A 9,946-nucleotide genomic window follows, 5' to 3' on the forward strand; every position below is an offset into this window, starting at 1 on the left:
GAAGGATTGGCGGCGTGTCGCAACGCGATACGACAGGTGCCCAAAGGTCTTCCTGTCAGCTATCGCCCTCGCAGCACTCGTGATTTACTGGCTATGAGTCCTGACCCTAGGTTCTCAAAATTCCTGTTTAAAATCAGTCGCTCACCTTCCCGAAAATGGCAAAACCATGTGTCGCTCCACATCTCTTGTCGAACGTCAGATGACTTTGACCTTTGCGTCATAAACTGACCCAAATTCTTAAAATGCCGGAAAGCTGACCGTCATGCGGATCGCAGCGAATTCGTGCTTCGAGTCCGTAGTGCGAGATGGTGCGCTGCCGACCAATGAACGTTTTCGCGATCTAGGCCCGCCCCGACGATACCCAAATGAGTAATTGCGAACATTGGTGTAGGCCGCCCTTTCGCTCGAGAACCGTTTTATCGGGGCAAGAAAAGGCCTGAACAAGACCTTCAATGAACCGTTTGGGCTTTCGCCGGCACCTACAGAAACAATCACCCTACGTTAGAGGATTTTCGCATGAGCAAGAAAGACCAAGCACGTATTGATGCGTTTCTAGATTCACAGAAGATAAACGAACGCAAACTGGGGGCATACAAGCCTAAATTCTACGAGGCGATGAAACAGGCGCTTGATGACAACCGAATGGGTAATAAAACCGCCGTCCGTCATCAGATCCGAAGCATCGTCAGCAGTCTCAGGGTCGTTCATGTGCTCAAGGAAGAACGTGTTGCCGATTTCGCCAAGGCACTTGCAAAGTTCATCTCCAAGTACGGGCATTTCGATTTTGGCAAGGTCCTGGCAAAGAACGCCAGTAAACTGAGGGGCATCACGACGATGTTTCACAGCAAAGGTGTCCTTGCCGCCAAAAAGGAAGGCGAAAGACTCTACAAGGTCATGGTCGATGCCGGAGAGATCCCGGCGGGAGCGAGCATGGCCGATTTCGAAGCCGCAATGGAGTATTACGACGTTCACGCCATCAGATACTACAACTTCAATGAGCAAGCCATAGGCAAGGCGAATTGGAATTCGATCATCAAGGGCTTCAAGCTGAAGAACGGCGCGAAGAAAGATCTCAAGAAACTCGGTATGGCGATTTACAAGAAAGGCTCGAAGCATCAGGTCGTGCAGGCGATGGCCAGCGACATCCTGGCCGTCAGCGGCGACTCCAAGGCAGCGAGACACGGGGTCCATGGTTTCGTGTCGCTGGTCGCGGATGAGTTGGTCACAGCCGGGGCAAAGTGACCGAGTGGCGGCTGCGTTTCGATGCCGATGTCGCGATGTGAATTTAACGTCCGCTGCACGCAGTCAGCTCGCTGCGTTGAATGCAGCTTTGCAGGGCGGCGTTTCGGCGGGTCCGGGAACACTTGTGCCGCCGACCGCAGTTCAGCGTGCTCGTTCGTTGAAGCGGGATCGGATCCTCGTCGATCACGATTGGTGCGGGCCGTGCAAACCACTTTTTGAGTTTCTTCTTGTGGCAGTGTTTCACAACTGTCTCAATCGTGAGCAGACTGAGATCTGCCAACGCCTCCAGGTTTGTTTCCGCAGAAGCGACAGAGCGCCCCTCAATCACATCTATTATGTGCACCTGGTGTCAAGGCGCTCGTCTATGCAATCTGCTCCCGGTGAGGGTAGGTCGGAGCGAAGGCTTAGTCGTACCTTAAGTCACAGATATTTGTCTGATGTGACCATTGCCGGGCAATTTGCAAACCAAAAGTACTGTTTGAATACTGCCGCTCTGGGTGAAGCAAAGAGATTTCGAACGGGTTGCCTAGTGAAATCAGAGCTGAACTTTTCGCTGGCCCCGCAGCGTCAACCAAGGGCTTTGAGAGACCCGCGCACTTTCAGCGAGCTTTCCAATTGTTCGGACACGCCTGGGCTGTCCATCTTCACCATTTTTACCAATTCAACAGCTGCGCGTCGTCCCATTTCGCGGTGCGGGACATGCACCGTCGTCAGGGAAGGCGTAAGAATTCGCGCGAGTTCGATGTCGTCGAAGCCGGTTATCGAAATGTCCTCCGGCACTGATAAGTTCATCTCTTGAGCGCGACGCAAGGCACCCGCAGCCAAAACGTCGTTGCCACACATGACAACCGTTGGACGCGTGTTGTTCTGCATAAACTGTTCAAAAGCCATGGCGCCATTTTCGATCTCGTAGGGTGTTTCGATAATCGGTGTTTTCTTCGGGTCGAGCCCATTCTCCCGCAACCCGTCCAAGATGCCTTGCAGGCGTCCTTCAGCCCTATCGTTCCCCTCGACTACACCGGAAATGACAGCAATTTCCCGGTGACCCATCGAGATGACCTTGTTTGCCAGCATTCGCATGGATTTTCGGTTGTCAAACCCGATGCAGGCTTGTTCTGCATCATTCCGGTAGGCCCACGCAATCAGGGTGGGTATCTCACGTTGCCGTAGATAGCTATAGATTTCGGGATCGCGGGTGTAACCGATCAAAAGCAATCCATCCGCCCCACGTGCAACAAGGGAGCGGATCTGCTCTGCCTCGATCTCGGGGCGGTACGAGCTGCTCGCGACAAGCAGCGTGTATCCTTGCGTGTGCAACTCTTCCTGAAAGGCCTGAAGCCCTCGGGCAAAGATCGCATTGTCCATGGTCGGAATGATAGCGCCGATTGTGAACGTGTTTTTCGCCGCCATGGCACGTGCGCCGAAATTCGGCGTATAGCCTAGCTCTTCGACGGCTTGCATGACCTTGACCCGTTTCTGTTCCACAACCCGCTCAGGAGAGTTCAGGCAGCGCGATACCGTCGCCGTTGAAACCCCTGCCTGTCTTGCAACGTCTTCAAGTGTTGGAACCGTTCGAATTCGGGACATCGCCAGCCTGTGTCTTGTTTCGAATTTCTTGAACGCAAACTTCCAGAAAGTCAAAAAGTTCATTTCAAATGTAAGCGCTTGCAAGAATCAAATGTAAGCGCTTACAGTGCCACTCAGAACCGCAACTTTATCGGATACTGTTTTATGTTCCTTGCCGCCTCGCTGATCGTCTTTGTCGTCTACTTCGTCAATGTCGCACTGGGGGCCTTTGCGGCAAGCGCATTCCTGGGGGACGTGGGCGAAATGCTGGTTCTGTTTGCTGCGTCGATATTATTTGTCGTCGCCATTCTTCAAAAAGAGGCTGACCGAAACAACAAGAACGGCAGCTAACGACCTTCTGGGAGGACACATCATGGACAAAGATTGCAAGGACCTTGCGTCGGCGGCACGCCGGAATTTTCTGAAATTGACGGCAACGGGCGGCTTTACGGCGGCCATGGTCGCAGGGGCCGCGGGGACGCTGTGGTCGACTGAAGCCGCAGCGCAAAGTGCCAGCGAAGAGCGCGCACGCGAAGCGGCAGCCGATCATGTGATGGTTCTGGCAACAGCCTATCCCGTGGGCGCATCGCGCGGTTACCCGATCATGCAGCTGGACCTGAAAGAAAACATTCAGAACGCCACCAATGGCAAGGTCTATGTCAAACTCGCGCCGGGCGGTCAGTTGGGAGCAGGCGGTGCGCTGGTGCAGGCCGTGCAAGGCGGCACGATCCAGGCAGCACAGCATTCATTGTCCAACTTTGCGCCGTTTGCATCGACCGTTGACCTGATCAACATGCCGTATCTGTGCGGGTCCAACCAGCGCTTCACGAACCTGGTCAACTCGCAATTCTGGAAGGACACGGTCGAGCCAAAGGTCGAGGAAAACGGCTTCAAGGCGCTGTTTTACGTCAACATCGACCCGCGCGTTGTTGCGGTCCGCAAAGGCGGCGCTGGTGCGGTGATCACGCCATCCGATCTGGAAGGCGTCAAGTTCCGCGTGCCCGGTTCCAAAATGCTGCAACAGTATTACCGCATGGTCGGTGCCAACCCAACGCCAGTGGCATGGGGCGAAACACCTTCGGCCATCAAGCAAGGCGTTGCAGACGCGCTGGATCCGTCGGTTGGCGCTCTGGAGGTGTTTGGCTTCAAGGACATCCTCAGCCACGTCACCTTCACGCAGGCCGTGCCGGACAGCCAAGTCTACTCTTGCAACCTCGAATGGTTCAACTCGATGCCAGCCGACGTGCAGGAAGGCATTATGTGGGGTTCCGAGATGACCGCGCACCAGAACCTGGCCAAAGTGCCATCGGCCCGCGCCTATGCCATGGCCGAATTGGTCAAGGCAGGGGTTGAGTTCCATTCGCTGAACGAAGATCAACTGGCCGAGTGGAAAGCCGCAGGTGGCTACCAGCGGTCCGAATGGGACGAGTTCAAGGTCGATCTGGCCGGTTCCATGGACAACTTTGCCAAGATGGAAGAAGCCGCAGGCACCCAAGGCAAATACTACGTCCACGACGCGTAACTGCCGCGCCGGGCGTGCCGCTCTGCGCGCCCGGTGATACTTTCTTTCCCGCCTTAGCAAAGCCCAAACGCGTCAGCGCGGTGCGTTTTGCTCGGCAAGTCAGCAGGTTCTCACATGGATTTTTTGCGCCGAATTGATCGCGATGCCGAGCGCTGGTTGCTTCTGGTCTTCTACGTGATGCTCGTCATCACCATGGCGATCGAAGTGCTGCGCCGCGAAATCTTCTCGTTCTCTTCGATCTGGGGGGAAGAGATCGTGCGGTACTCCTTCATCTATCTTGCATGGATTGGTGCCGCCGCAGCCGTAAAAGAACGCGCGCACATCCGCATCGACGTGCTGATGCACTATCTTGGGCCGCGGCCCAAGGCCCTGCTGTACATCTTTGGCGATCTGGTGATGTTCGGTGTCGCCGTGATTGCCCTCTACTGGTCCTACGAGGCCGTGCATGTGTCCGCCAAATTCGGTTCGGTCACGGACGGCCTGCGCATCTCCAAAGTGTGGTTTCTGATGGCGGTTCCGCTGGGGTTCGCCCTGATCATATGGCGGCTGATCCAATCCCTGCTGCGCGACATCCATTCCCTCAGAACGGGCAAACCCGTTTTCGAGGGTGACACGCTCTTTGATTGAGGGATGACTTGAATGCTTTGGCAAACCTTTGATCAAACTGTTGAGTTGGGCTGGGACTTCTACCTGCCCGTCATCATATTCGTCTCGCTGATTGCTCTGGCGGTGCCTGTGTGGGCGGCGATTGGAACGTCAGCCATCCTGATGCTGGTGATGTCCGGTGATCTGCCCCTGAGCCTTGTCGGCGAAAAACTGTTCACCGGTATTGACGCCTTTGCCCTCACAGCCGTGCCTCTGTTCATTCTGACGGGTGACGTACTGGTCCGAACCGGGCTCAGTCGAAAATTCCTTGATGTGGCCGAGGCACTGACCTGCTTTACCAAGGGCGGGTTCGGGTCTGCCACGGTCCTCGTCTGCGGTATGTTCGCGGCCATTTCCGGCTCTGACGCAGCTGGAGCGGCGGCGGTTGGGCGCATGACCATCGCGCGCTTGGTGGAAAGCGGGTATCCGCGCCCATACGCCTGCGCACTGGTGGCGGCAGGTGCGTGTACCGGCATCCTGATCCCACCGTCCATTGCCTATATTATCATCGGCCTCGTGCTGGGGATATCCGCGTCAACCCTGTTCCTCGCGGCCTTGATCCCGGGCATCGCAATCCTGTTGTCGATCCTGATCACGAACCTGATCGTGAACCGTATCTACGCCTATGAAGGTGGCGGCCAGATGACCATGGCAGAATGGCTGGGCAACTTGGGCCGCGCCCTGAAATCCGGCTGGTACGCGTTCATCGTGCCCGGCATAATCTTCTACGGCATCTTCTCAGGCCGCCTGACACCAACCGAGGCGGGTGCCACGGCGGTCGTTGTAACGATCATCATGGGTTTCATCCTCCGCACGCTCACACTGGCCGATTTCCCGGCCATGCTGGTCAGCTCGGCAAAAGTGAACGGTGTGATCCTACCCATCATCGCCTTTTCAGCGCCATTGGCCGAAGCCCTTGCGATCATGGGCGTGCCGCAAGGTTTCGTGACATCGGTGACGGGTTTGACGGACGAACCATGGCTGCTGATCCTGCTAATGATCGGGATCCTGATCGCCGCCGGCTGCGTGATGGAAACAACGCCGAACATCGTGATCCTCGCACCGATCCTCAAACCGCTCGCGGACAACATCGGCATGAACGAAATCCAGTTCTGTATCATGATGATTACCGCCCTTGGCGTCGGCTTCATCACGCCTCCCTTGGGCCTCAACCTTTTCGTGGTGTCGGGCATCACCGGGGAATCCATCCTCAAGATCGCTGCCCGGGCCGTTCCCTTCGTTCTTTGCATGTTCTTGGTCGTGTTGCTGATTGCCTACGTACCGGCGATCTCGACCACGTTCCTGCCTGAAATCTACAAGTAGGACCCCGTTATAATGAAACGAGAATATCTGAAAAAAGCGACCCTGACCGCCAAGTCCGATGCGTCTGAAGTCCACGAAACGGTCAAGACGATCCTGGCCGATATAGAGGAGGGCGGAGACGCAAAAGCTATGGAGTACGCCGCAAAATTCGACCGGTACGAGGGCAATATCCTTTTGACCGCGGAAGAGATCGATGCGGCGGCGGCGCTTGTGCCTGACAAGCTGAAGGCAGACATTCAGTTCGCGCACGATAACGTCAAACGGTTTGCCAAAGCGCAAAAGGCAACCGTATCCGATGTCGAGGTTGAAATCGTACCGGGCATGATCGCGGGCCAAAAGGCGATCCCTGTCGATGCCGCAGGCTGCTACGTGCCCGGCGGCCGCTACAGTCACATTGCGTCAGCCATAATGACAGTGACAACGGCCAAGGTTGCGGGCTGTGGCCATATCACCGCGTGTTCACCACCGCGTCCGGGCGTCGGTGTTGCGCCGGCCATTGTCTATGCCGCGCACCTATGTGGCGCGGACAAGATCATGGCCTTGGGTGGCGTGCAGGGCGTAGCCGCGATGACCTTTGGCCTCTTTGGTCTGCCCAAAGCGAACATCCTTGTCGGCCCCGGCAACCAATTTGTGGCCGAAGCCAAGCGTATCCTGTTTGGCCGCGTGGGCATCGATATGATCGCAGGCCCAACCGACAGCCTGATCCTGGCGGATACAACCGCCGACGCGCATATCGTGGCGACCGACTTGGTCAGCCAAGCCGAACACGGCTACAATTCGCCCGTCTGGTTGGTCACGGATGACCGGGCCTTGGCCGAAAAAGTGATGGAGCTTGTACCGGGCCTGATCGACGATCTGCCAGAGATCAACCGCGACAATGCTTTCGCCGCCTGGCGCGACTATGCCGAAGTGATCGTCTGTTCAGATCGCGAGGAAATGGCGGCCTGTTCTGATGATTACGCACCCGAGCACCTGACCGTGCAGGCCGAGGACCTGGATTGGTGGCTCGACCGGCTGACCTGCTATGGCTCACTCTTCCTTGGGGAAGAGACCACCGTGTCCTACGGCGACAAGGCAACGGGCACCAATCACGTGCTGCCCACGTCGGGGGCCGCAAATTACACCGGCGGCTTGTCGGTCCACAAGTACATGAAGATCGTCACATGGCAGCGTGCCACACGCGAAGGTGCGAAGCAGGTGGCCGAAGCCACAGCGCGTATTTCCCGACTTGAAGGGATGGAAGGGCACGCCCGTGCGGCTGATGTCCGTCTGGCCAAGTACTTCCCCGATGAAGCGTTCGACCTGACCGCCAATGGCTGATCCACGATCCCTTTTTGACCTGACCGGGCGTGTGGCCTGTGTGACCGGGGCCAGTTCTGGCCTTGGTCGGCGCGCGGCCATTGTACTGGCCGGCGCCGGTGCACGTGTGGTGGGCGTGGCCCGTCGTTCAGAGGCACTACGGGATTTGCAGGACGAGGTCTGCGCAAGCTGCGACTACGTTACAGCGGATGTCGCAGACCGGGACGCAGTCCCGCGCATTGTCGAAGCGATCAGTGCACCATTCGGCGCGCCTGATATTATCGTGCACGCCGCCGGTATCAACACCCGGCAGGCGGCGGACGACGTGACTCCCGAAGGTTGGGATCAGACCGTGGCACTGAACATCTCGGCCCCGTTCTTCCTGAGCCAGGCGCTGGTTCCCGCGATGAAGGCCAAAGGGTGGGGGCGGATTGTGAACTTCGCGTCACTCCAGGCCACGCGCGCCTTTCCCGGCGGCATCGCTTACGGCACGACCAAGGCAGGCATTGCCCAGTTGACCCGCGCCATGGCCGAAGCGTGGTCTGCAGATGGAATAACGGCCAACGCAATCGGGCCCGGGTTTTTCCCAACGGAACTGACCAAGGCCGTGTTTTCCGACCGGGACCGGGCCAAGCGCAATGCTGCCCAGACCTGCATCAACCGAAATGGGCTTCTGGAAGATATTGATGGCCCGATGTTGTTTCTCTGTTCTGACGCCTCCGGCTACGTGACCGGGCAAACGCTGATGGTCGATGGAGGGTTCACAGCAAAATGAAAGCGTTGGTTTATGAAGGTGTCGAAACGCTTGGCGTGCGCGACGTCCTGCGCCCGGAGGTCGGCCAAGGCCATTCGCTGGTTCGTATCGAGGCCTCCGGCATCTGCGGGTCCGACATGCATGCTTATCTCGGACATGACGACAGGCGTCCCGCGCCCCTGATCCTGGGCCATGAGGCTGCAGGTGTGATTGAAGGCGGTGCGCGTGACGGTGAAAGGGTTACGATCAACCCGCTGGTCAGCTGTGGCACCTGTACTGCATGCCGAACGGGCCGCGATAATCTGTGTCCGGACCGTATGATCATTTCCATGCCGCCGCGTGAAGGGGCCTTTGCACAATACGTGGCGATGCAAGACGATAATCTCATCGTTGTTCCGGATCACGTCCCATTGCAGAAGGCGGCCTTGGCTGAGCCTTTGGCCGTCAGCTGGCATTCCGTCCGTTTGGGCCTGGTGGCCCTTGATCCGGGCGCATCCAGAACGGCGTTGGTTCTTGGTGGCGGCACCATCGGACTGGCCGCTTCGCTGGCCTTGAAAGCCAAGGGGCTAAACGACGTCACAATTGCGGAGCCCAATGACGCGCGACGCCTTTTCCTTGAAAATCAATGTGATGAGGTAAGTGTCCCCGCGGGGACAGGTCAGTATGGCATCGTGATCGACGCCGTCGGGTACGCTGCGACACGCGCGGCAGCCTCTGCTTTGGCTGAGCCGGGTGGTGTGATCGTTCACGTTGGGTTGGGAGAAGATACAGGTGGCCTCGACATCCGGCGGATGACCTTGCAGGAGGTGACGTTCATCGGAACCTACACCTACACGCCGCAGGACTTCCGTGATACGTGCGCCGCGATTTTCGATGGATCGCTCGGCCTGTTGGACTGGGCAGAACACCGCAGCCTGGATGATGGACCGCAGGCATTTGCCGATCTGCGGTCAGGAGCGGTTGCGGCGCCCAAGATCATCCTCAATCCGTGGGCCTGACATCCATGATCACCAACCAAATGGAGCCACTGCATGTATCATAAAATCCTCGTGCCGATGGCGCTGGACCATGGCGTGTCGACCCACACGCTTGAGATTGCCAACGCGCTGCGTGCAAAGGATGCTCAGATTTTCGCCCTTCACGTTCATGAGGCCCCCCAAGGCTCTGTCAGTGCGTATCTGGACGAAGAAACTGTTGCCGCCGGGTTTGAAAAAGCGCGGGCCGGTTTGGAAGACAAACTGTCTGGACAGCCGGGTGTCACACCCGTGATCGTCAAGGGCCATTCCGCGCGCACAATCATCGACTATGCGGAGGCGAATGGCGTCGATTGCATTGTGATGGGATCTCACAAACCCGGTCTCAGCGATTATTTCCTTGGCTCAACGGCCGCCCGCGTTGTGCGGCACGCCAGTTGCGCTGTCCATGTGCATCGCGCGCCCTCATGACGGCGCGCTCCTTCCCCTTCAAGAAAGGCACCTCCGAAACATGACCATAGACAAGAAGATTACCGATGATCTGGTTGCGAACGACATTTCGTTTGTGACGACGGTGCCCTGCAAACAGCTTGCGGGTGTCATCGACGAGATCGACCAGCA

The 9,946-nt window shown here is 57.4% G+C and carries 10 protein-coding genes and 2 pseudogenes; 11 read left to right on the forward strand and 1 reads right to left on the reverse strand.

Features of this window, described 5'->3' with window-relative positions; all coding sequences use genetic code 11:
* Positions 1-97: pseudogene (locus tag AC53L6_RS24140) on the forward strand (IS5/IS1182 family transposase); the annotation flags it as partial.
* 419 nt (positions 98-516) lie between these two features.
* The gene (locus tag AC53L6_RS24145; protein WP_299606180.1) at positions 517-1,242 is read left to right on the forward strand and encodes a hypothetical protein; all 726 of its coding nucleotides are present in this window, start codon (positions 517-519) and stop codon (positions 1,240-1,242) included.
* 567 nt (positions 1,243-1,809) lie between these two features.
* Here the strand turns inward: AC53L6_RS24145 and AC53L6_RS24150 are convergent.
* Complete coding sequence (locus AC53L6_RS24150) at positions 1,810-2,829, reverse strand: LacI family DNA-binding transcriptional regulator (protein ID WP_299751625.1); 1,020 nt, start codon at positions 2,827-2,829, stop codon at positions 1,810-1,812.
* Positions 2,830-2,973: 144 nt separating this feature from the next.
* On the opposite strand from AC53L6_RS24150, the gene AC53L6_RS24155 reads away from it, so the two are divergent.
* From AC53L6_RS24155 to AC53L6_RS24195, 9 genes and pseudogenes are all read left to right on the forward strand, one after another.
* Positions 2,974-3,159 (forward strand): hypothetical protein, encoded by a 186-nt coding sequence (locus AC53L6_RS24155; RefSeq protein WP_299606182.1) that lies wholly within the window; start codon positions 2,974-2,976, stop codon positions 3,157-3,159.
* A gap of 22 nt (positions 3,160-3,181) precedes the next feature.
* Positions 3,182-4,330, forward strand: coding sequence for a TRAP transporter substrate-binding protein (locus AC53L6_RS24160; RefSeq protein ID WP_299606184.1), 1,149 nt, complete (start codon positions 3,182-3,184; stop codon positions 4,328-4,330).
* A gap of 114 nt (positions 4,331-4,444) precedes the next feature.
* Positions 4,445-4,957: a TRAP transporter small permease gene (locus AC53L6_RS24165; protein ID WP_299606186.1), complete on the forward strand. Its 513-nt coding sequence runs from the start codon at positions 4,445-4,447 to the stop codon at positions 4,955-4,957.
* A 12-nt stretch (positions 4,958-4,969) separates the two neighbouring features.
* Positions 4,970-6,298 (forward strand): TRAP transporter large permease, encoded by a 1,329-nt coding sequence (locus AC53L6_RS24170; protein WP_299706951.1) that lies wholly within the window; start codon positions 4,970-4,972, stop codon positions 6,296-6,298.
* A gap of 12 nt (positions 6,299-6,310) precedes the next feature.
* Positions 6,311-7,618: a histidinol dehydrogenase gene (hisD, locus tag AC53L6_RS24175; RefSeq protein WP_496909686.1), complete on the forward strand. Its 1,308-nt coding sequence runs from the start codon at positions 6,311-6,313 to the stop codon at positions 7,616-7,618.
* The gene (locus AC53L6_RS24180) at positions 7,611-8,372 is read left to right on the forward strand and encodes an SDR family NAD(P)-dependent oxidoreductase (protein WP_496909687.1); all 762 of its coding nucleotides are present in this window, start codon (positions 7,611-7,613) and stop codon (positions 8,370-8,372) included. Before hisD ends, AC53L6_RS24180 begins: the two co-directional genes overlap by 8 nt.
* The gene (locus AC53L6_RS24185) at positions 8,369-9,349 is read left to right on the forward strand and encodes a zinc-dependent alcohol dehydrogenase (protein WP_496909688.1); all 981 of its coding nucleotides are present in this window, start codon (positions 8,369-8,371) and stop codon (positions 9,347-9,349) included. Before AC53L6_RS24180 ends, AC53L6_RS24185 begins: the two co-directional genes overlap by 4 nt.
* Before the next feature lie 33 nt (positions 9,350-9,382).
* Positions 9,383-9,796: a universal stress protein gene (locus AC53L6_RS24190; protein WP_496909689.1), complete on the forward strand. Its 414-nt coding sequence runs from the start codon at positions 9,383-9,385 to the stop codon at positions 9,794-9,796.
* 40 nt (positions 9,797-9,836) lie between these two features.
* Positions 9,837-9,946: pseudogene (locus AC53L6_RS24195) on the forward strand (sulfopyruvate decarboxylase subunit alpha); the annotation flags it as partial.

This window comes from Tateyamaria sp. LSS28 (genome assembly GCF_059611725.1).

Coding starts and splice junctions, on each gene's coding strand:
- AC53L6_RS24145 (WP_299606180.1), top strand. CDS start 517: ATGAGCAAGAAAGACCAAGCACGTATTGATGCGTTTCTAGATTCACAG.
- AC53L6_RS24150 (WP_299751625.1), bottom strand. CDS start 2,829: ATGTCCCGAATTCGAACGGTTCCAACACTTGAAGACGTTGCAAGACAG.
- AC53L6_RS24155 (WP_299606182.1), top strand. CDS start 2,974: ATGTTCCTTGCCGCCTCGCTGATCGTCTTTGTCGTCTACTTCGTCAAT.
- AC53L6_RS24160 (WP_299606184.1), top strand. CDS start 3,182: ATGGACAAAGATTGCAAGGACCTTGCGTCGGCGGCACGCCGGAATTTT.
- AC53L6_RS24165 (WP_299606186.1), top strand. CDS start 4,445: ATGGATTTTTTGCGCCGAATTGATCGCGATGCCGAGCGCTGGTTGCTT.
- AC53L6_RS24170 (WP_299706951.1), top strand. CDS start 4,970: ATGCTTTGGCAAACCTTTGATCAAACTGTTGAGTTGGGCTGGGACTTC.
- hisD (WP_496909686.1), top strand. CDS start 6,311: ATGAAACGAGAATATCTGAAAAAAGCGACCCTGACCGCCAAGTCCGAT.
- AC53L6_RS24180 (WP_496909687.1), top strand. CDS start 7,611: ATGGCTGATCCACGATCCCTTTTTGACCTGACCGGGCGTGTGGCCTGT.
- AC53L6_RS24185 (WP_496909688.1), top strand. CDS start 8,369: ATGAAAGCGTTGGTTTATGAAGGTGTCGAAACGCTTGGCGTGCGCGAC.
- AC53L6_RS24190 (WP_496909689.1), top strand. CDS start 9,383: ATGTATCATAAAATCCTCGTGCCGATGGCGCTGGACCATGGCGTGTCG.